At 68.3% G+C, this 19,626-nt stretch carries 20 protein-coding genes; 14 read left to right on the top strand and 6 right to left on the bottom strand.

The window, feature by feature from the left end; genetic code table 11:
• Window positions 1-446: 446 nt before the first annotated feature.
• The 14 genes from OEJ36_RS10310 (at window position 447) to OEJ36_RS10240 (ending at window position 14,346) form a co-directional block, all read left to right on the top strand.
• A complete protein-coding gene (locus tag OEJ36_RS10310; protein ID WP_263401447.1) occupies window positions 447-1,808 on the top strand; it encodes a DUF1329 domain-containing protein in 1,362 nt (453 codons plus the stop codon).
• A 19-nt stretch (window positions 1,809-1,827) separates the two neighbouring features.
• Entirely contained in the window at window positions 1,828-3,672 is a 1,845-nt protein-coding gene (locus OEJ36_RS10305) for a DUF1302 domain-containing protein (RefSeq protein ID WP_263401446.1), read from the top strand.
• A 68-nt stretch (window positions 3,673-3,740) separates the two neighbouring features.
• Window positions 3,741-6,101: an efflux RND transporter permease subunit gene (locus tag OEJ36_RS10300; RefSeq protein ID WP_263401445.1), complete on the top strand. Its 2,361-nt coding sequence runs from the start codon at window positions 3,741-3,743 to the stop codon at window positions 6,099-6,101.
• A gap of 14 nt (window positions 6,102-6,115) precedes the next feature.
• Entirely contained in the window at window positions 6,116-7,075 is a 960-nt protein-coding gene (locus OEJ36_RS10295; protein ID WP_263401444.1) for a WD40/YVTN/BNR-like repeat-containing protein, read from the top strand.
• 122 nt (window positions 7,076-7,197) lie between these two features.
• Window positions 7,198-8,418: an amine dehydrogenase large subunit gene (locus OEJ36_RS10290; RefSeq protein WP_263401443.1), complete on the top strand. Its 1,221-nt coding sequence runs from the start codon at window positions 7,198-7,200 to the stop codon at window positions 8,416-8,418.
• Window positions 8,412-8,963: a MauE/DoxX family redox-associated membrane protein gene (locus OEJ36_RS10285; protein WP_263401442.1), complete on the top strand. Its 552-nt coding sequence runs from the start codon at window positions 8,412-8,414 to the stop codon at window positions 8,961-8,963. The genes OEJ36_RS10290 and OEJ36_RS10285 overlap by 7 nt, the downstream gene beginning before the upstream one ends.
• Complete coding sequence (gene mauD, locus OEJ36_RS10280) at window positions 8,963-9,586, top strand: methylamine dehydrogenase accessory protein MauD (protein ID WP_263401441.1); 624 nt, start codon at window positions 8,963-8,965, stop codon at window positions 9,584-9,586. The genes OEJ36_RS10285 and mauD overlap by 1 nt, the downstream gene beginning before the upstream one ends.
• Window positions 9,587-9,594: 8 nt before the next feature.
• Window positions 9,595-10,113: a methylamine dehydrogenase light chain gene (locus tag OEJ36_RS10275; RefSeq protein ID WP_411860990.1), complete on the top strand. Its 519-nt coding sequence runs from the start codon at window positions 9,595-9,597 to the stop codon at window positions 10,111-10,113.
• 2 nt (window positions 10,114-10,115) lie between these two features.
• The gene (locus tag OEJ36_RS10270) at window positions 10,116-10,559 is read left to right on the top strand and encodes a c-type cytochrome (RefSeq protein ID WP_263401439.1); all 444 of its coding nucleotides are present in this window, start codon (window positions 10,116-10,118) and stop codon (window positions 10,557-10,559) included.
• Window positions 10,560-10,563: 4 nt separating this feature from the next.
• Window positions 10,564-11,193, top strand: a complete 630-nt coding sequence (locus tag OEJ36_RS30445) for a c-type cytochrome (protein ID WP_317891571.1) — start codon at window positions 10,564-10,566, stop codon at window positions 11,191-11,193.
• A gap of 61 nt (window positions 11,194-11,254) precedes the next feature.
• Window positions 11,255-11,773: a hypothetical protein gene (locus OEJ36_RS10255; RefSeq protein ID WP_263401438.1), complete on the top strand. Its 519-nt coding sequence runs from the start codon at window positions 11,255-11,257 to the stop codon at window positions 11,771-11,773.
• Between the two features lie 156 nt (window positions 11,774-11,929).
• The gene (locus OEJ36_RS10250) at window positions 11,930-13,075 is read left to right on the top strand and encodes a hypothetical protein (RefSeq protein WP_263401437.1); all 1,146 of its coding nucleotides are present in this window, start codon (window positions 11,930-11,932) and stop codon (window positions 13,073-13,075) included.
• 186 nt (window positions 13,076-13,261) lie between these two features.
• Window positions 13,262-13,888: a LysE family translocator gene (locus OEJ36_RS10245; protein WP_263401436.1), complete on the top strand. Its 627-nt coding sequence runs from the start codon at window positions 13,262-13,264 to the stop codon at window positions 13,886-13,888.
• An 11-nt stretch (window positions 13,889-13,899) separates the two neighbouring features.
• A complete protein-coding gene (locus OEJ36_RS10240; protein ID WP_263401435.1) occupies window positions 13,900-14,346 on the top strand; it encodes a GNAT family N-acetyltransferase in 447 nt (148 codons plus the stop codon).
• A 33-nt stretch (window positions 14,347-14,379) separates the two neighbouring features.
• Here the strand turns inward: OEJ36_RS10240 and OEJ36_RS10235 are convergent, their stop codons facing one another.
• The 6 genes from OEJ36_RS10235 to OEJ36_RS10210 all read right to left on the bottom strand — a co-directional run bounded on the left by OEJ36_RS10235 (window position 14,380) and on the right by OEJ36_RS10210 (window position 19,314).
• Window positions 14,380-15,339 carry an HlyD family secretion protein gene (locus OEJ36_RS10235; protein ID WP_263401434.1) on the bottom strand — a complete coding sequence of 320 codons (960 nt, stop codon included), beginning with the start codon at window positions 15,337-15,339 and terminating at the stop codon, window positions 14,380-14,382.
• A gap of 3 nt (window positions 15,340-15,342) precedes the next feature.
• Complete coding sequence (locus OEJ36_RS10230; protein ID WP_263401433.1) at window positions 15,343-15,729, bottom strand: DUF3302 domain-containing protein; 387 nt, start codon at window positions 15,727-15,729, stop codon at window positions 15,343-15,345.
• A gap of 139 nt (window positions 15,730-15,868) precedes the next feature.
• On the bottom strand, window positions 15,869-16,426 hold the full coding sequence (locus OEJ36_RS10225; RefSeq protein ID WP_263401432.1) for a membrane integrity-associated transporter subunit PqiC: 558 nt from the start codon (window positions 16,424-16,426) through the stop codon (window positions 15,869-15,871).
• A gap of 17 nt (window positions 16,427-16,443) precedes the next feature.
• Entirely contained in the window at window positions 16,444-18,093 is a 1,650-nt protein-coding gene (locus tag OEJ36_RS10220; protein ID WP_263401431.1) for an intermembrane transport protein PqiB, read from the bottom strand.
• A complete protein-coding gene (locus OEJ36_RS10215; protein WP_263401430.1) occupies window positions 18,074-18,721 on the bottom strand; it encodes a paraquat-inducible protein A in 648 nt (215 codons plus the stop codon). Before OEJ36_RS10215 ends, OEJ36_RS10220 begins: the two co-directional genes overlap by 20 nt.
• On the bottom strand, window positions 18,718-19,314 hold the full coding sequence (locus tag OEJ36_RS10210) for a paraquat-inducible protein A (RefSeq protein WP_263401429.1): 597 nt from the start codon (window positions 19,312-19,314) through the stop codon (window positions 18,718-18,720). Before OEJ36_RS10210 ends, OEJ36_RS10215 begins: the two co-directional genes overlap by 4 nt.
• Between the last annotated feature and the right edge of the window lie 312 nt (window positions 19,315-19,626).

Below are 19,626 nucleotides of genomic sequence, written 5' to 3'. Positions count from 1 at the left end.
GCCGTGGGGCCATGGCGGGCGTGATCGCCGTATTTACGATAATCGCATCCGGCCACGGCTGGTAAGCCCCGCTGCGCGATGGTTTTTTCTGCCCCGGCGACAGGGCTCGTTTCCCGCCGATTGGCACCGGATGTCAATCACCCTGTCACCTCCTGGCAAGCCGCCCGTCGTGGCTTTGCATAGTTTTCCCTGCCAGGTGAGCCTGATGTTTCAGGGCTGCATGGTTGCCATCAGCCCGCTCTTTTCCGAGCGACCGGGCCACCCATCCGAACAACAAGAAAACACCGGAGGGCGGTACATGGCCGCGAGCAACACGTACGTCTGCGTCATCTCGCGGTACTCGCAACGATCCCCTCTGCCACGTGCAGATCTCCCTTCGCCCGGTTGCACCGGACGACTTCGAACTGTTTCCCGATAACCACAAAAAGCTCCACCAGGAGAAGTTCATGAAAAACCTCCCGCGTTCGCTGTTGGGTGGTGCGCTGTTGGCGCTCCTCGGCAATGCTCCCATTTACGCCGCCACCTCGGCCGACCTCGCCAGGCTGGGCAACGAGTTGACGCCTATCGGTGCCCAGAAGGCCGGCAACGCCGATGGCAGCATTCCGGCCTGGACCGGTGGCCTGACCCAGGCGCCGGCCGGCTGGTCGCCGGGCCATGGCGACCCCTTCGCCGCCGACAAGCCGCTGTACTCCGTCGACGCCCGCAACCTGGCCCAGTACCAGCAACTGCTGCCGGAAGGCCAGGCGGCGCTGATCAAGGCCTACCCGGGCTACCGCCTGGACGTCTACCCGACCCACCGCAGCTGCGCGATCCCCACCGAGGTGGCCGAGCGCTCGAAAGCCTTCGCCGGGCAGGCCCGCATCGGTGCTGATGGCTGGCGCCTGGAGCAGGCGGTGGGGGCGGCGGTGCCGTTCCCGGTGCCGCAGAGCGGCATCGAGGTGCTGTGGAACTACAAGCTGCGCTACATGGCCAAGGGGCGGCGCGCGCAGATCTCACTGCTGGTACGGGAGAAGGGCGGCGCGCTCACCGAGGTGCGCCAGTGGGCCCACGAGTACTACCCCTACAACGACGCGGCGGTGAAGGATTCGGGCGATACCGATGGCATGGAGGCCAAGCTGCTCTACGACGTGCTCTCGCCCTCGTCCCGCGCCGGCGAGATGTACCTGGTGCACGCGTTCCTCGATAAGGCGCAAAGCTCGTGGATCTACTTCCCCGGCCAGCGTCGCGTGCGCCTGGCGCCGTCCTTCGCCTACGACAACCCCATCGCCGGCTCCGACAATCTCTACTTCGTCGACCAGATCAACATGTTCACCGGCGCCCTGGACCGCTATGACTTCAAGCTGCTCGGCAAGAAGGAAATGCTGGTGCCGTACAACTCCTTCCGCCTGGTGGACAAGGCCAACAAGTACGAGCAACTGATCGGCCAGGACTACCTGAACCGCGATGTGCAGCGCTACGAGAAGCACCGCGTCTGGGTGGTGGAGGCCACGGTCAAGGCCGACAAGCGCCACTCCTTCGCCAAGCGCATGTTCTATTTCGACGAGGACAGCTGGAGCCTGCTGCACGTGGACATGTACGACGCCAAGGGCAACCTCTGGCGGGTGCAGGAAGGCAGCCTGTGGGCCGACCCGGAAATCCAGGCCTGCACCAGCTTCGAGTACGTCAGCTATGACCTGATCGCCCGGCGCTACCTGGCCGACGGCTTCACCCAGGAAGGGCTGTCGCTCGACCTCACCGCCGGTCAGCAGGGCCGGGTGACCGACAAGATGTTCAATTCCAACGAGCTGCGCCGTCGCGGCGAACGCTGATCGCCCCGGAGAACCCACCATGCACAAGCACCTTCCGTGCGGCGCTCCGGCGCTGCAGGCCCCGGCTCGCCCGCGCCATGCCCTGGCGCTGGCCGTGGCCGTCGCCTCCGGCCTGATCGCGCCGCCCAGCCATGCCGTTCTGTTCGGCAGTGACGACGGCCTCTCGGGCAGCTTCGACTCGACCCTGTCCTACGGCTTCGCCAGCCGCCTGCAATCGCCCGACTGCCACCTGCTCGGCGGCGATAGCGGCGGCTGCAACACCGGCACCGACAATGACCTGGGCCGCTACTACAACCCCGCACGGGGCAACGGCTACGCCAATGCCGATATCAACTACAGCAACGCCGACGATGGCAACCTCAACTACCGCAAGCACGACGTCTTCTCCCAGGTGCTCAAGGGCACCCATGAGCTGAGCCTGCGCTTCGGCGATGGCTGGAGCGCCCTGGGCCGGGTGGCCTGGGCCAAGGACTTCAAGATGGACAACGTGCGCACCACCGCGCTGGACGACCAGGCCGAGCGCGACGCCACCGAACGCTTCGACCTGCTCGACCTGTGGCTGGCCAAGCGCTTCGACATCGGCGCGATGCCGGCCAAGGTCAAGCTGGGCAACCAGGTGATCAGCTGGGGCGCGGAGATCTTCGTGCCCGGCGGCATCAACCAGATCAACGCCCTCAGCCTGCCCAAGTACCACACGCCGGGCACCCAGCTGAAGGAGGTGTTCATCCCCGCGCCCATGGCCTCCTTCAGCCTCGGCCTGAGCGACACCCTGAGCCTGGAGGCCTACTACCAGTTCCGCTGGAACGCCTATTCGCTGGACCCGGTGGGCACCTACTTCTCCGTCGCCGACGTGGCGGGGGAAGGGCGCAGGCCGATCTACTACCCGACGGGCTACATCGAGGGCCTGATGCCGGGCGTCTGCGCCGGCACACCCACCGGGCATTGCGGTGCGCCCAACATCAGCGGGCTGAGCGACGAGGAACTGGTGGCGCTGGGCCTGGCCGTGCCCTACGGCGGCGAGCGCAAGGCGAAGAACAGCGGCCAGTACGGCGTGGCGCTGCGCTGGACGGCTTCGAGCATCGAGACCGAATTCGGCCTGTTCTACCAGCGCTACCACGACAAGCTGCCCTTCGTCGGCTACACCGCGCTGAGCAACCCGGACGCCCTGGTGGTGGACAACTACTTCCTCAACTACGGCGAGGACAAGGACCTGTTCGGCCTCTCCGCCAGCACCATGCTGGGGCCGGTGGCGGTGGCCGGCGAGCTGTCCTACCGCCCGCGCGACAGCGTCGGCATCGACCCCACGGTGCCCTTCGGCCAGGGCATCACCGGCAGCTACAACCGCTACAGCCTGTTCGACACCGGGGTGAACAAGGGCTTCGTCGAAGCGCGCAAATGGCAGGCCGACGTCAACGCCATCTACAACTTCTCCGCCAGCGATCCCCTGGGCTTCATCCCCAGCGCGCTGGGCGCCTCCGACGCCTTCATCCTCGCCGAGGCGGTGGTCACCCGCTACCCGGGGCTGGATACCTCCGGCAAGGTGCCCTACGCGCTGCCGGACTACTCGCTGCCGGACCGCACCTCCTGGGGCTACGTCACCGAGATCGGCATCAACTACCCGGACCTGTTCGGCACCGGGGTGGTGCTCACCCCGCAGCTGGATTTCAGCCATGACGTCAAGGGCACCACGCCCAACGCCATGCCCTTCGTCGAGGGGCGCAAGTCGCTGACCGCCTCCCTGCTGTTCAACTACCGCGACCGCTGGAAGGGCGGCCTGCAGTGGGTGCAGTACTGGGGCGGCGGCGACAACAACCTGATGGCCGATCGCGACTTCCTCAGCGGCAACATTTCCTACTCGTTCTGAAGCCCCGTTCGCGGTTGGCGGGCCGCACCTGGCCCGCCAACCGCGCACCCGTTGTATCGAGGCATTCCATGTTGGCTTTCCTGGTCACGGCGCTCGAGCGCCTGTTGTTCCGCCATCGCCTGGCGACCCTCGGCCTGCTGGCCGCCATCACCCTGGTCATGGGCGTTTTCGCCTCGCGCCTGGAGATGTCGGCCGGCTTCGACAAGCAGCTGCCGCAGCAGCACGCCTTCATCAAGACCTTCAACCAGTACCGCGACGTGCTGTTCGGCGCCAACCGCATCATCGTCGTGCTGCACGCCCGCCACGGCGACATCTGGAACAAGCAGGCGATGACCCGCCTGTACGCGCTGACCCAGACGCTGTTCTTCATGCCGGGGGTGGACCGCCGCAGCGTCACCTCGCTGTGGACGCCCAACACCCGCGCGGTGCAGATCACCGAGGAGGGCATGAAGGCCGAGGACGTGGTCGGCGGCGACGTCACGGTGGGCACCCTGGACGCGCGCGCCATCGCCGGCATCCGCGAGCGCACCCTGGTGGGCGGTTTCGTCGGCAGCCTGGTGGCCAACGATCACTCCGGTGCCATGGTCGTCGCCGAGCTGGCCGACCCCGATCCGCAGACCGGCCAGCCCCTGAATTACCTGGAGTTCAGCCAGCGCCTGGAGGATGAGGTGCGGGCGAAGTACGCCGATGCCGACTACGACGTGCAGGTGATCGGCTTCGCCAAGCAGATGGGCGATATCGGCGCGGGCGCGCGCAGCGTGGTGGAGTTCTTCGCCCTGGCCCTGGTGCTCACCGCGCTGGCGGTGTACGGCTACACGCGCTCGCGGGTGCTCACCTTCCTGCCGCTGTTCTGCTCGCTGGTGTCGGTGGTCTGGCAGTTCGGCACCCTCACGCTGCTGGGCTTCGGGCTGGACCCGCTGGCGATCCTGGTGCCGTTCCTGGTGTTTGCCATCGGCGTGTCCCACGGCGTGCAGCAGGTCAACTTCATCGCCAAGGAGGTGTGTGCCGGTGCCGATGGCCTGACCGCCGCGCGGCGCAGCTTCGTCGGCCTGTTGATCCCCGGCAGCCTGGCGCTGATCACCGCCTTCGTCGGTTTCGCCACCCTGGTGCTGGTGCCCATCCCGATGATCCGCGAGCTGGCCATCACCGCCTCGGTGGGCGTGGCCTACAAGATCGTCACCAACCTGATCATGCTGCCGGTGCTGGCCAGCTACTTCAGCTTCACCCCGGCCTACGTCGCCCGCGTGGAGCGCCTGCGGGCGCGACGTGACGCGCTGATGGCGCGCCTCGGGCGCATCGCCGAGCCGCGCAATGCGTCGCTGTGCACGGTGCTCGGCCTGGCGCTGATGGTGCTGGCGGTGTGGCAGAGCCAGGGGCGCCATGTGGGGCACGTGCTGCCGGGGGCGCCCGAGTTGCACGCGGACTCGCGCTACAACCTCGACGTGCAGAGCGTGGTCAGCCACTTCGCCCTGGGCCTGGACCTGTTCACCGTCGCCGTGGAGACCCCGGCCGGCGGCTGCTACCGCCACGACGTGATGGCCTACGTCGACCGCCTCACCTGGCAACTGGGCAACGTGCCCGGCGTGCTCTCGACGCAGTCGTTGCCGGCGCTGACCAAGCTCGCGGCCTCCGGGGTCAACGAGGGCAACCCGAAATGGGCGGCGCTGCCTCGGGACGAACTCTCCCTCGGCGAGGCGGTGCGCCAGGTGCCCGAGGCGCTGCGCCTGTACAACGCCGACTGCACCCTGCTGCCGGTCAACCTGTACCTGGCCGATCACAAGGCCAGCACCCTGAAAGGCGTGGTGCAGGCGGTGGAGGCGTACCGCGATGCCCACGCCATGGCGGGTGTGACGGTGCGCCTGGCCAGCGGCAACGCCGGCGTGCAGGCCGCCACCAATGAGGTGGTGGAGGCCTCCGAGCTGCCGATGATGCTCTACGTCTACCTGACCATCGTGCTGCTGGTGTTCCTGGTCTACCGCGACTGGCGGGCGATGGTCGCCTGCTGCCTGCCGCTGACCCTGGCGACCTTCCTCGGCTATTGGTTCATGAAGGCCCTGGACATCGGCCTGACCGTGGCGACGCTGCCGGTGATGGTGCTCGCGGTGGGCATAGGCGTGGATTACGCCTTCTACATCTACAACCGCCTGCAGATGCACCTCGCCGAGGGGCGCGACATCGTCAGCGCCTTCCAGCAGGCCCTGCGCGAGGTGGGCGTGGCCACGGTGTTCACCGCACTGACGCTGTCGGTCGGTGTCGCCACCTGGGCCTTCTCGGCGCTGAAGTTCCAGGCCGACATGGGCCTGCTGCTCACCTTCATGTTCATGGCCAACATGGTCATGGCGATCACCCTGCTACCGGCTCTGGCCGTGGTGCTGGAAACCCTGATTCCGCGTCGGGGGCCGGTTCGTGCGCCCCTGGTCGCGCACTGACGAGGACGATGCCGATGCCTGCGATGCGTTTTCCGCGCCTGCCCCTGGCGGCGCTGCTGCTGGCCGTTGCCAGCCCTCTTTGCGCCGCCGAGGCGGTGGTTCCGGCCATCGCCCTCGACGCCCCGCAACGGGCGCCGCTGGTGGCGGTGGCCCAGGCCGGGCCGCGCCTGGTGGCGGTGGGCGACCACGGCGTGATCCTGCTCTCCGACGACGGCCGCACCTGGCGCCAGGCCCAGGGCGTGCCGGTGGATGGCCTGCTCACCGCGCTGAGCTTCAGCGACCCTCGCCAGGGCTGGGCCGTGGGCCACGGCGGGGTGTTGCTGAACACCAAGGACGGTGGCGAGAACTGGACCTTGCAACAGCGCCTGGACGGGCAGCCGGTGCTGCTCTCGGTGTGGTTCGACGATGCGCGCCACGGCATCGTCGTCGGTGCCTACGGCTATGCCGCGCAGACCCGTGACGGCGGGCAGACCTGGCAGCGCCTGGCGGTCGGGGAGGGCGGCGACGACTTCCACCTCAACCAGGTGTTCGCCAGCCGCGACGGCAGCCTGTTCATCGCCGCCGAGGCGGGCAACGCCTATCGCTCCGGGGATGGTGGCGCCAGCTGGCAGGCACTGGACACCGGCGCCAGTGGCTCGCTGTGGAGCGGGGCGGCGCTGCGCGATGGCCGCGTGCTGCTGGCCGGCATGAGCGGGCGGGTGCTGCTGGGTGACCCCCAGGGGCGGCACTGGCGGGTGCTGGACAGCGGCAGCGGCGAGGCCATCACCGCGCTCACCCAGCTGCGCGATGGCCGCGTGGCGCTGGTGGGTAACGGCGGCCTGGTGGCGCTCTCCGATGCCAGCGTCGCGCGCTTCACGGCGCTGCAGCGGGAAGACCGCCTCAACCTCGCGGCGCTGGCCCAGGGCGCGGGCGGACAACTGCTGCTGTTCGGCGCCGCCGGCGTGGTCACCCAAGAGGGCGGTGAAGGGAAATGACGCCGGATGCCAAGCCAGCTGTCACCTCGGGGCAAGTCGCCCGGGCAACCCCGTCGATAGACTTCCAACCAGGCGGGGCGCCCGCCCCACGGGCCCTCCAGACATCCCGGAGTCTCCTCCCCATGCTGATGCGTTCGTTGCGATACCTGCTTTGTGGCCTTTCCCTCGGCGCCGTGGCGCAGCCCACCCTGGCCGCCTTCGTACCGGAGCAGGCCGGGGTCGAGGTGCTGGGCGATCACCGTGGGCAGAACTGGTTCTGGATCTGGGGCAGCAACGCGCCGAACATGGTCGACGGCCGCGCCTACCTGTTCGATGACAGCGGCCGTAGCCGTGGATTGCTGAGCACCGGCATGTGGAGCAACGGCCTGGTCATGTCGCACCGCCGCGACGAGCTGTACGCCAGCGAGATCTACTTCAGCCGGGGCGTGCGCGGTACCCGCAGCGATGTGGTCACCGTCTACGACGCCCGTACCCTGAGCCCCAAGTACGAGATTGAAATCCCGCCCAAGCGCATGACCGCGCTGATCTCCACCGGCCTGAGCGTGCTGTCGGATGACGAGCGCTTCCTGCTGGTGCTCAACTTCACCCCGGCGCAGTCGGTCTCCATCGTCGACCTGGAGCAGCGGCGCTTCGTCGGCGAGGTGGCGATCCCCGGGTGCGCTTCCCTCTACCCGGCGGGCCCGCGTGATTTCTACGCCATCTGCGGCAACGGCGGCTTCTTCCACCTGCGCCTGGACGACCAGGGCCAGGTCGCTGCCCAGGAACGCACCCAGCCGCTGTTCGACCCGCTGCAGGACCTGCTGCTGACCACCGGCTCGCGCATGGGTGACACCTGGTACTTCGTCTCCCAGCAGAACAACGCCTATGGCCTGCGCATGGGCGCCGAGGGCATCGAGGCGGCGGCACACTGGTCGCTGGTCAGCGATGCCGAGCGCGCCGATGGCTGGGGCATCGCCGGCAACCACGGTACCGCGTTGCATGTGAACAGCGGCCGGCTATTCGTGCTCATGCACCAGGACAAGCCGGAGAACTACCAGAAGCCGGGCACCGAGGTGTGGGTCTTCGACGTGCGCAGCCAGAAGCGCCTGGCACGCATCGAGCTGGACGAGCAAAGCACCGCCATCGGCGTCAGCCAGGGCGAGCAGCCACGCCTCTACAGCCTGGACTGGGTGGTACCGATGCCGAGCGCCTTCACCCTGTGGGTCTACCTGACCGAAGGCGAGGCGGGGCTGATGCCGTTGCTGCGCCAGGGCATCAACCTCTATGACGCGGACAGCGGCGAGCACCTGCGCAGCATCGGCGACATCCCCCTGGGCTTCATGAACGTGGTGGCGCCATGGTGATCGCCGCCTACCTGCACGACCCCCTGGTGCACCTCACCAGCGCCGCCGGCCTGGCACTGCTGCTGGGTGCCTCGGCGCTGCACAAGCTGCGCGATCGGCCGGGCTTCGCCAGGGTGCTGGCGCGCTATGACCAAGCCTTTGGCGGCCGCCTGCCCGTGGCCGCTTTGGCCTGGGCGCTGCCGCTGCTGGAGCTGCTGGCCGCCGTGGGTGTGCTTGCGAGCTTCTGGTCACCCTTGGCTGCCTGGCCGGCGGCGCTGCTGCTGGCCCTGTATGCCGCCGTGCTGGCTCTCGGTGCGCGCCGTGGCGCGGTGATCGGGGATTGCGGTTGCCATTTCGGTGGCACGCGCCAACCCCCGAGCACCGTGCTGGCCTGGCGCAACCTGCTGTTGGTGGTGCTGGCGCTCAACCTGCTGGCACCGGTGGCGGCGCGCCCGTTGACCGGGTTCGACGCGCCCGTCCTGGGGTTCGCCCTCGGCTGCGGCGTGGCGCTCTACCTGCTGGCGAACCTGCTGATTTCCAACCGCCTATCCCTGAGGGAACCGTGATGACCATGACCCATGCCCTGATCGTTTCCGGGCTGCTTTCCTGGCTGATGAACCTGGGGTTGATCCTCGCCGTATGGGCACTGGCCCGCCAGGTCGGCCTGCTGCACGAGCGCCTCCGCCCCGTGGGCGCACTGTCCCTGGGCAAGGCCATCCAGGCCGGTGAGACGGCGCCACGCTTCACTCTGCCGAGCCTGACCGGTGGTTCGGTCAGCCTGGGTGGCGCCAATGCCCAGGGGCAGTCGACCCTGCTGTTCTTCCTCTCCGAAAGCTGCCCGGTGTGCAAGACGCTGCTGCCGGTGCTGGCCTCCCTGCGCAAGCAGGAGCGGGCACGGCTGCGGGTGGTACTGGCCAGCGACGGCGACGCGGAAGCGCACCAGGCGTTCATCGCGGCGCAGCGCCTGCAGGCTTTCCCCTATGTGCTGTCGCGGGAGGTCGGGCTGGCCTACCAGATCAGCAAGCTGCCCTACGGCGTGCTGATCGACGCCAGCGGCACCGTGGTCACCCACGGGCTGATCAACAGCCGTGAGCACCTGGAGAGCCTGCTGGAAGCCCAGGATCTGGGCTTCGCCTCCATCCAGGCCTACCGCGCCGCACAGCCCGCCCTTTTCGAGCAGGTGCACTGAACATGACGATCAAATGGTTCGACGAAGCCGTGGAGATGCTCTCCCGCCGGGTGGCGCGCGGCACCTCGCGGCGCGGGTTCCTCGGTGGTCTGGGCACGCTGATGATCGGCGCCGGAGCGACCACCCTGTTGCCGGTGTTCCGCAGCGGCGCCTTCGCCCAGACCAGCCGCTCCCTGGTGGAGAGCGGCGACCCTGACAGCTGCGACTACTGGCGCCACTGCGCCATCGACGGCTTTCTCTGCGGCTGTTGTGGCGGCACGGTGAACAGCTGCCCGCCGGGCACTGTGCGCTCGGACATCACCTGGATCGGCACCTGCCGCAACCCGTCCGACGGCAAGGACTACGTGATCTCGTACAACGACTGCTGCGGCAAGAGCAATTGCGGGCGCTGCGTCTGCCAGCGCGATCAAGGTGATACGCCGCTGTACCGCCCGCAGAGCTCCAACGACCTCAACTGGTGCTCCGGCAGCCATGCCGACATGCCCTATCACTGCTCGCTGTCGGTGGTGATCGGGGTGAAGGAATAGCCATGCCGGGGCGGTCGCTGTTCCACCTCGCCCTGGCCGTGCTGCTGCTGGCGGGCTCGCTGGCGGCCCGGGCCACCGAGCCCCGGCAGTTCGACTACATGCTCAATTGCCAAGGCTGCCACCTGCCCGACGGCAGCGGCAACCCGCAGCGGCAGGTGCCGGCGTTCCCCGGGCAACTGGGCAAGTTCCTCGGCGTGCCGGGCGGGCGCGAGTACCTGGTGCAGGTGCCGGGCTCGGCGCTGTCGGGGCTGTCCGACGAGGCGCTGGCCGGCGTCCTCAACTGGATGCTGGCGACCTTCGATGCGGCCGGGGTGCCAGCGGGCTTCAAGCCCTACACCGGGGCCGAGCTGAGCGGGTGGCGGCGGGCGGTGCCGGCCGATGTCCAACGGGTCCGCAGCGAACTGCTGCAGCGGATCGCCGCGCAAGAAAAACCACAGGGAACCTGAAGCCATGAAGGTCAGCTTCTTTACCGGCGCGCTGCTGCTCGCCGCGACGCTCCACGCCCAGGCCGAGGCGATACCCACCCAGGTCTTCAACTGCACGGCCTGCCACGGCGGGCAGGGCCAGGGCAATGCGCTGCTCGGGGCACCGCGCCTGGCGGGGCAACAGGCCGAGTACCTGCTCGACCAACTGCGCAACTTCAAGGCGGGGCGCCGTGGCTATGACGCCCGCGACCTGCACGGCGCGCAGATGCGCGGGGTGGTCGCCAGCATGGAGGAGCGCGACTTCGAGCCGCTGGCCCACTATTTCTCCAGCCTGGAACTGCCGCCGGGCGAGGTGCCCGCAACGGGCGAAACCGCACGGGGCGCAGCGCTCTACCAGGGCACCTGCGCGGTCTGCCACGGGCCCGATGCCAGCGGCTTCGCCCATCTCCGCACGCCCGACCTGAGGTTGCTGGATGCGGCCTACCTGGAACGCCAGCTGACGCACTACATCCAGGGGCTGCGTGGCGCCGAGGCCCACGCCAGCGAGCTGGGCATGTGGATGCGCGGCATCTCGCTGCAGATCGGCACCGACGCCGAGCGCCAGGCCATCGTCGACTACATCAGCAGCCTGAACGCCCAGAGCGACGGCTCATGAGGGGCGCGGTGTCGGGCTTTCCAACGGTTTCGAGGTTCTTTCCATGAGGGTGAAAAGCAGCATGCCATCCAAGGTATTCATCAAGGGGTTCCGCCATGAACTGGCCAACCGGGCCTTCGCCCTGCTGGCCGTGGGGCGCATGGCCGAGCGCCTGGGCGACGAGGGGCGAGGGGTGTTCTGGAGGACCTACCTGGACCTGGAACACTTCAACAGCCCGCGTTACCAGGCCGCCGCCATCCGCTGGGGTTTGCACCGGCCACCGGGGCCGCTGACCCGGCTCAAGGCCTGGGTGCTGTCGTCGCTACCACTGGCGATGCAGCAGACCCTGCTGAAGCTGGTGTACCGCGAGACGGTGAAGTACCTGGCCTGGCTGCGTGACCTGCAGCGCCAGGGCCCGGCGGACGCGCGGGCGTTTCTCGAATACATGGTGGCGCAGGAGGAGTTGCAGGTGGAGATGATGCGGCTGGCGCTACGCGGCCAGTACACGCAGATCGTCGCCCGCGCCGACGACTTCTTCCTCCGCTACAACGGCGTGATGCCCATCAGCGCTGGGAGCGCCGAGCTGCGGCAGACCGGTTGAGTCCTGCCGCCCGGGCCCGCTGAAGGCTCGGGCGGCAGTTTCTGTGCCGGGGTTGGCAATGTGCTATTGCAGCCGAGTCAGGTGATCCAGCTGCGCGGTATCGTGAGTGCCTTCCCGGGTAACCCCGCCCGCAGCCGCAAGGAGGCACTGCCACCCATGTCCGAAACCGCCATCACCCTGCGTGTGCAGTTCAGCGATGAGGCGCAGGCGCAGCAGGTTCTGCAGGCCTTGAGCGCTGCCACCGAGGCCCACGGCCACGAGCTGACCGCCAGCCTCGCTTCATTGGCGCCGGTCGGTGCCCATGGCGCGGAGCAGGGCATCGATATCGAGCGCCTGGAGCGCCAGGATTCGACGCTGATCGTGGCGGGCTATGCCGGGCGCATCGACCCGCCGCTGTGGCTGATCCCGGGCCTGGTGCACCTGGGCGCGACCCGCACGGTGTTGAGTGAGTCGCGGGACGAAGGCGGCCAGCGGCATCATTTCATCGGCCTGAAGCGGGTGTCGCAGAAGGCCTTCGAGGCCAGCGCCGCGCTTATGCCCAAGCCGCCACTGGAGGCGAGCGCCAAGCTGTTCCTTCCCGAGGGCCGGGTGACGGTCAAGGCGACCTTGCTGAGCCACGAGTGGAAGGAGTCGCTGTTCGAGCGCTTCTGCGTGATGCGCATGCAGGCCGAGGACGGCCGCCTGTTCCTCTACAAGGGTGCGTCCGGGCTGACGGCAATGACTGCCGACGATCACGAGAAGACCTGCACCTTCTCCGCCACCTTCGAGCTGGGCGAGTACGACGGCGAGACAGTGGCGTTCGCCCGCCGGCCCACCAAGCTCCAACTCGGCAGCATCAGCCCCGTCAAGGCCCGCAAGGTCAAGTTCAGCGGCCGCAACAAGGCCTTTATGGAGGGGCCGTTCGCGCCCCTCATCAGCCGCTACCTGCAAGAGCTGGAAGGCAAGCCCGATGCCTTTATCCAACGCCTGGGCGCCGCCTCGTTGCTGGACCTGGGGTTCAGCGAACTGTTCGGTTTGCTGAAGAATCTCGACGCTTATTCCTTCGACGGCTTCGGCCACTACGTGTCGCTCTCGGACGGCAGTCGCGAGGCCTTCGAGATCTACACCGTGGGTGACGCGACGGTCGACCTCGAGGCCGCGCGCCAGCACCTGAATACGCTCGATGTGGTCGCCACCTACAGGGACGATCACCCCAACGTGTACACGCTGTACTGGCTGCACGACGGCATCCGTGTGCGCTTCAAGGTATGGGGCAAGGGGTTCGAGTGCTACCTCGATCGGCAGGTGGAGTCTGCTGCGTAGCAGGAGTTGGCGCGGGGCACCTCGGGATTCCTGGTACCACCATCCCATGGGTTTCGCTTCGCTCTACGCCATCCTACGCAGGCCCGCCAGCCTGTATGTCGAAAATCGGGGCCGTCTGTATCTATCGGCCCTGGGGGGCCGTTGGTAGGGTTCGAAAACGCCCCATCCCCCCCGGAAGCCCTGACCATGACCTACGCCTATTCCCTGCTGCTGATCAGCGGCATCTACCTGGCGGTGCTCGCCAGCCCCGGGCCGAACTTCTTCATCCTCAGCCAGATGGCCCTGAGCCAACGGCACCGGGATGCGCGCTACGTCGCCTTCGGCATCACCACCGGCTCGGTGTTCTGGGTGGTGGTGTCCATCGCCGGGCTGGCGACCCTGCTGGCGCAACACCCCTGGCTGGAGTCCGGCGTGCGCCTGGTGGGTGCCGCCTACCTGGTGTGGTACGGCGGGCGGCTGCTGTGGTCGGCTTTTCGGCCTTCGCCGCGACGGGCGGTGGAGCAGCCCGAACTCGATGGCTCGCGCCTGGCCGCCTACCGCACCGGCCTGCTCACCTGTGTGACCAACCCCAAGGGCGCAGCCTTCTGGACCAGCGCCTTCGCCGCCATCTTCCCCGTGGGGGCGCCGCTGTGGTTCTACCCGGTCACCGTGCTGCTGATCGGCGTGCTGTCCCTGGGCTGGCACATCGGCCTGGCCCAGGTCTTCGGTTCCGCCGCGCTGCGTTCGCGTTACCTGCGCATCGAGCGGGGCATCAACGGCTGCGCCGGCGCGGCACTGGTGGCGCTGGGGCTGCAGCGGGTGTTTGCGCGTTGACGTGGGGCGGGGTGATCCGACTGGCCGAGGCGGCCGACGAGGCGGCGGTGCGCGCCTGCGCCGAGCGTGCCTACAGCCCCTATATCGCGGCGATCGGCCGGCCACCGGCGCCGATGGCCGCCGACTACCGCGCGCTGATCGCCGCCGGCCAGGTGCATGTGAGCCTGGCCGGGGACGGCGCGTTGCTGGGCTTCATCGTCTTCCGCGCGGAAGCCGGGCACATGCTGCTGGAGAACGTGGCGGTGCAGCCGGCCGCTGCCGGGCGTGGCGTCGGCGGGGCGCTGATCCGCTTCTGCGAGGACCAGGCCCGGCGCCTGGGGCTGCACGCCGTGCGCCTCTACACCAACGAGAAGATGAGCGAGAACCTGGCGATCTACCCTCGGCTCGGCTATCGGGAAGTGGCGCGGCGGGTCGAGGACGGCTTCGCCCGGGTGTTCTTCGAGAAGCCGCTGGGCTGAGCCGCCGCCGAGGGCGAATCATCGCCCCCAGGGTCAGTGGAAGGGGAAGATGTAGTTCATCCACGCGGACATGCGCAGGAGGATCTTGCGCATGACGGCCACATGGTGGAAGTGCTCGGAGTAGAGCGCCGCCTGGCCATAGGCGCCGCCCGGCATCAGGCCGCGGTATTGCTCGAAGGCGGGGTCGGTCACCTCCAGCACCACCGGCACCCGGCCCGGCGGTGGCGAGCCGGTGAAACCGATCAGGTGGCCGCTGGGCTGCACCTGGCCCTCGGCGATCACCGGCATGACCATCTTCACCCGGGCCGCGAACACCTGGCCGGGGATGCCGTCGAAGGCGATTTCCGCCTCGTCGCCCAGGGTCAGGCGTAGCTGGCTGTTCTGCCGCATCCAGGCCACGTAGGAGTGATCTTCCAGGGGCACGAAGACCATGGCGGGGCGCAGTGGCATCTTCACCGCCTGGATGCCGGGGCGCAGCGACACCTGGGTGACGTAGCCCTTGCCCGGGGCGCGCACCGTGGTGTTGTCCAGCTCGAACTGGGCGATGTTGAGCTGGCCCTGGAGGTCGTCGAGGCGAGCGGTGGCGGTGTCCACGTCGCGCAGGTTGCCGACGTTGCGCCGGGCCAGTTCGCTGGCACGGAACCGGTCGGCCTTGGCCGAGACCAGCTGGGCCTTGAGTGATTTGACGCGGTTCTCGAAGGGCGTCGGGTCGATGCGGAACAGCACGTCGCCTTTTTCCAGGATGCGGTTGCCCTGCACCGGCACCTCGATCACCTGGCCGCTCACCGCCGGCACGATCGGCGTGCTGACGAAGTAGCTGCGGGTCACCTCGGAATAGGGGTGGTTGTAGTTCATCAGGAAGATCAGCGAGCCGATCAGGACGATGCCGCCCAGCACCGCCGTCGGCACGGTCCATTTGTTCAGCGGGATGCGGAACAGCTTGAAGATGGCCACGCAGATGGCGGTGTAGGTGAGGATCAGCAACAGGTCCATGGCTCAGCCCTCCTGCCGGGGCAGTTCGGCCGGCGTTTCCAGCGGCGGCGCGGGGGGCGCCTCCAGGGCTGCCAGCCGTGCCTTGAGTTCGCCGACCTCCTGCTCCAGCGCCTGCAGGCGGGGGTCGTCCAGGGCGGGTGCGACGGTGGGCGTGGTGGTGGCGAAGCCCCAGCCCCGGTCCTCGCGGTAGAGGGTTGCCCAGATCCACAGGAAGGGCCAGATGGCGTGCAGGGTGAACAGGCTGATCCAGCCCGCGACGTGGATGGCATCCTGCTGCGGATGCTTGCGGTGCACGGCGATTTCATAGGGGATGTCGTGGATCGCGATGACACCGTAGAACAGCACGATACCGACGAAGACGAGCATTCCCAGGGCGACGTAGTCGAGCATCCCAGACTCCTTGGCAGGCAGGTGTATCAAGACGCTAGCAGTGGAAGCGAAGCGGCGCCATGTGCTGCCGCGCGGCCGTATGCAACACGCGCCAGAGCACGCCCGACGGAGCCTGCGCGGGCGCGCGGCGAGCCTTTTCTCAGGGCGACGGCGGGCAGGCGCCGTTGCTGTCGCCGGCTGCCTTGACGATGGCCTGGGCCAGGCGCTCGATGTTCTGCTGGTGGGCAATGACCAGGGCATCGATGCCGGGGCCTGCAGGGCTCTTCAGGGTGCTGCGGCAGCTCACCAGGGGCTGTTCGGCCTGGCCGCCGTGGCGCAGCCGCCAGCGCACGTCCAGCAGCGCGTACTGCCCGGGCAGCGAGTCGAAGCGCTGCACGTCCAGGCGCACCGAGACCTTGCGCGGCAGGCTGCTGTCGGCCAGGCGGTTTTCCAGGGCGCTGCTCAACTCGTCCACCAGGCTGGCGCCCCACCATTCGGTCTCCAGGATCACCAGGCCGCTGTCGCCCTGGCGGATGACCATCTGCGGCCGGTCCACCTGGGGCGGCACGCTGATGCCTTCGATCTGGATGTCCGCGCCCGTTGCCGGCTCGGTGCCGCCCTGGAGCGGAGTCAGGGTGTGGAAGTGGATCGGGTCGCTGCGGCAGGCGGCGAGCAGCAGCAGGCTGGCACTGAGCAGAATCTTCATCGGGACGGCCATGGGTGTCGCTCCTCTGTTCATTCGCCGGGCGGTGCCAGCAGGCCCTTGGGCGCGGCGTTCTCGGGGCGCCCGCGGATCAGCGATTCCGGGTGGCGGCCGAGGTAGTCGGAGAGCTCGCGCAGCGAGCGCGACATGCGCTCCAGTTCGTCCAGCGTCTGGCTCAGCTGCTCGCGCTGGGGCGAGTCCTCGGCCAGGGTCGAGCTGGCCGATTGCAGGGTCCGGGTCACCTCGCCGAGGGTGTCCTGCACGCCGGGCAGGGTCTTGGCGTTGACCTGGGCGAGCACCTTGCGCATCTCCACCAGGTTGGCGTCGAGGTTGTTGGCGATGCGCTCCACCGGCAGCTTGCTGATCTTGTCGACCACCGCCTGCAGCTGTTCCTGCACCTGCTCGAAGCTGCCGGGGACGGTGGGGATGCTCACCGGCCGCGCGGCAGGGTCGAAGGCCACCTTGGCCGCCTTGGGGAAGAAGTCGAGGGCGATGTACAGCTGCCCCGTGAGCAGGTTGCCGGTGCGCGCCTGGGCCCGCAGGCCATTGTCGACGAAGGAGCCCATGAGGCGCGCGCCGGCGGCTTCGTCGCTGGGTTCATGGTTCAGCGCCTTGAGCATCTTCACGTGGGCCTGGCCGAGGCGCTGCGGGTAGATGACGATGCCGACGTCCACCGGGAAGCTGCGTTTCTGCACGTCGAAATCCAGGTTGATGGCCACCACCTTGCCGATCTCCATGCCGAGGAACTCCACCGGCGCGCCGACCCTGAGCCCGCGCAATGCCTGGTCGAAGCGCAGGCGCAGGTACTGGGCCTTGCCGGTGGGCGGGGCGAGGGCGGTCTGCTGGTCGTCGAACAGCTCGAAGGCCTTGTTCTCCTCCGCCGGCTGGTCGCCGGGGCTGTACTCGGGGGCGCGGAAGGCGATGCCGCCGACGAGGATCGAGGACAGCGATTCGGTCTTCACCGCGAAGCCGTTGGCGCCGAGGTTGACGTCGATGCCGCTGGCGTTCCAGAAGCGGGTGTTCTCGGTGACGAACCTGTCGTTGGGCGCATGCACGAAGACTTCGAGGTTGACCCCCTGGCCGTCCTCGTCCAGGGCGTAGGCCACCACCTGGCCGACGGGGATCTTGCGGAAGTACAGCGGCGAACCTATGTCCAGGGAGCCCAGGTCCTGGGTGTGCAGGGTGAAGCGCTTGCCCGGCTCGCCGTAGGTGATGGGCGGCGGGTTCTCCAGGCCGGTGAAGGCACGGGCGCGCTGGTTGGCCTCGCCTATGTCGGCGCCGATGTAGTCGCCGGAGAGCAGGGTGTCGATGCCCGACACGCCGCCGGCGCCGATGCGTGGGCGCACCACCCAGAAGCGCGAATCCGCCCGGGTGAAGCTCTCGGCCTCCTTGGCCAGCTCGATGGTGGCGTCGACGCTCTTCTGGTCCTTGCTCAGCGCCACCTCGGAGACGTGACCGATCACCACGTTGCGGTACTTGACCTCGGTCTTGTTGGCAGTGAGGCCGCTGCCGGTCTTGAAGGTGACGGTGATGGTGGGGCCGCGCTGCATCCAGCCGTGCACCACCAGGGACAGGCCCACCAGCACCGCGACCAGGGGCACGGTCCACACCAGCGAGACGCTGAAGCGGCGGGTCCTGACGACGGGGCGGCCGGGGCCGGTTTCACCGTTCTGCGGGTTCATCCCTGTCCTCCTTGTCGGTTGTGGGCGTGTCCCAGATCAGCCGGGGGTCGAAGCTCATCGCCGCGAGCATGGTGAACACCACCACCAGGCCGAAGAAGAGAATCCCCGGGCGTGGCTCGATCTCGCCCAGGGACTGGAACTTCACCAGGGCGGCCACCAGGGCCACGACTATCACGTCGAGCATCGACCAGTAGCCGATCAGCTCGACGAAGCGGTACAGTCGCGAGCGCTCCTTGCGGGCCCAGGCGGAGCCGCGCTGCACGGTGACCAGCAGCAGGGTGAGCACCACGAACTTGAGGCCGGGCACGGCGATGCTGGCGATGAAGATGATCAGGGCGATGTCCCAGGCGCCGTGCTGCCAGAACTCCAGCACGCCGCTCATGATGGTGCTGTCGGCGCCGTTGCCGAACAGGCTGGTGTTCATCACCGGCAGCAGGTTGGCGGGGATGTAGAACACCAGCGAGGCCAGCAGGAAGGCCCAGGTGCGGCTCAGGGAGTCGGTCTTGCGGGCGTGCAGCGGGGCGCCGCAGCGCTCGCAGCGGTGCGGGTCGCCGCTGGTGTCGCAGGCCTTGCCGCAGCTGTGGCAGAGGCACAGCCCGAGGTCGCGGGCCAGCGGCGGGGTGCTCATGGCAGCGCCCAGAGTTCGCGCACGTCGCGCCCGGCGATGCGGATCAGCAGCAGGCTCAGCGCGGCCAGGGCGAAGAGGCCGATATGGGGCACCACCTCGAGCATGCCGGCCAGCTTGAACACCGCCACCAGCGCCCCCAGCAGGCAGACCTCGAGCATGCTCCAGGGGCGCAGCGACTCGAGCCCGCGCATGCACAGGCGGAAACCGGGCGCGCGGCGGCCGCGCAGGGCGAAACCCAGCACCCAGGCCAGCAGGAGCAGCTGGAACAGCGGCGCGATGATGATGGAGATGGCCGCCACCAGGGCGATGAAGGTGATGGGGCCGAGGCTCAGCGCCAGCACCGAGTCCCACAGGGTGGCGCTGCTCTTGAGGCCCTGCAGGTTGATGCTCATCACCGGGTAGAAGTTGGCGAACAGCCAGAGCACCGTGGCGGTGAGGGTCAGCGCCAGCCGCTCTTCGATGGTCAAGCCGTTGAAACGCTGCAGCACACCGCCGCAGCGCGAGCAGTGGGCGGTCTGGTGCCGGGCGAGGGTGAGCTTTTCGAACACGCCGTCGCAATGCTCACAGATGATCAACTCGTCGCAGTTCGCCATATCTCTCTCGATGGAGACTGAAGCCGGGCCGCGCGCCCGGGGAGGGCGGCGGAGCGAGAACCGGAGCGACAACCTCATCAGTGTGGATCAAGGTCGGCTGATTGCGAGCGGGCGGCGCGAGAAAAAAAGCGTAACGGCAATGCTGTTCTGCGCGGCGTGTGGGCGCGGGGGGCGGAGGCGACCCCCGGTTGCGTAGGATGGGTAGAGCCGTGCGAAACCCATGCTGTCAGTGTCTCAGACAATGAGAAGGCGTGGCGCCCTCGGCGTTCGTGGCCAGGCCGTAGGTTGGCGCCGAACGTAGCGAGGCCCAAC

The sequence above is a fragment of the Pseudomonas sp. PDM13 genome (genome assembly GCF_025685765.1).
GTDB lineage: Bacteria > Pseudomonadota > Gammaproteobacteria > Pseudomonadales > Pseudomonadaceae > Metapseudomonas > Metapseudomonas solani.
This window is presented reverse-complemented; position numbering and strand designations above follow the sequence as displayed.